Source organism: Paenibacillus popilliae ATCC 14706, assembly GCF_000315235.1.
Classification (GTDB): Bacteria; Bacillota; Bacilli; order Paenibacillales; family Paenibacillaceae; genus Paenibacillus_B; species Paenibacillus_B popilliae.
In genome coordinates this window covers 1-1,112 of record NZ_BALG01000392.1, presented here as the reverse complement: position 1 = coordinate 1,112, position 1,112 = coordinate 1, and the positions used below count along the sequence as shown (strand labels likewise).

The following is a 1,112-nucleotide window of genomic DNA, read 5'->3' as shown; positions in this document are numbered from 1 at the left end:
AATATGCAGATCGTTCAGACTGGAATTTGAAACTTGTGAAACCATCACGTAAATCTCCTGTTATGGATGCATATAAAGAGATTGTGGACACATGGCTTTACGAGGATCGCTGCTGATTTGGGTTGAAACAGATGGGGTAATATGGTCTGAGTCGCAACCGTATCGTGACAATAACGGGCAATGGTCGAGCGATGGATAAGCTAGGGCTGAGTACCGATGTCGTCCCGAATCCCACGGCTTCTTTTAGGATACAATCTATTTTATAGTTCATAGAAATATGTGATAATACTTTCTTCGTATCCATAAAAAAGAAACCTTGAAAGGCACGTAGCCAATCAAGGCCCAACTTCTATTTATTACTAAATCGCGAAATCCATCCATCTTCCGTATATAATTCTCCAGCTAGACCATCACTAATTTCTTTAATATTTAAAAACATATTTTCATCATTTTTAATCAATACATTTACGTCTTCTTCTTGTTCTAATGTCCATAAAAGATGATGTAACGTCGTATCAACAATTTTCGGGAATAAATTAATAATAAACTGTATTTGTTCAGGATTAAACGAACTTAATGCTTCAAATATTTTTTTTGAGTCATTATCCCTCATCTTGCCTTGAAATATTCTTTCCCAATCATCTATAGCTTCATCTCTTATTTTCTCCATTAAAATTTGACCAAAAAAATTCAATACTTGATTATTATCACTCACTTTAATCTCACTCCTTATTTATACCAAGGTACATTACTCGTATAACGTTCCGAAAATAATGTAACTATATTCCATCGTTTTATGGTATAATCTTCGTAGCCCTTATTGAAACGGAGAGAAACCATGCCCTTCCAATCGAAAAAGGAAAAGTTAGTATTATCCATTGCCGATCGAGAAATGCTTCAACGAATCAGTCACGCGCGTTCAGAAGAATATCGCCGGGTAGAGCGCGCACGTATTCTGCTTCATTATGCCGACGGCTTGAGCATCCCAAAGATCGCAGAAATTCTCGGTACAACGGTGCCCAAGGTCCATCGCTGTGTCGATAAATCACTGGCATTAGGGCCGGATGCCGCATTGGGAGAAGAACAGCGTTCAGGTCGGCCTTCCGTTGTAA

At 38.3% G+C, this 1,112-nt stretch carries 2 protein-coding genes; one reads left to right on the top strand and one right to left on the bottom strand.

The annotated features are described in order from the left end of the window. Positions 1-349: 349 nt before the first annotated feature. Entirely contained in the window at positions 350-715 is a 366-nt protein-coding gene (locus PPOP_RS17700; RefSeq protein ID WP_006288038.1) for a hypothetical protein, read from the bottom strand. 123 nt (positions 716-838) lie between these two features. Here PPOP_RS17700 and PPOP_RS17695 point away from each other — a divergent pair. Then, on the top strand, positions 839-1,112 hold a 274-nt coding region (locus PPOP_RS17695), incomplete at its 3' end, for a helix-turn-helix domain-containing protein (RefSeq protein ID WP_006288037.1).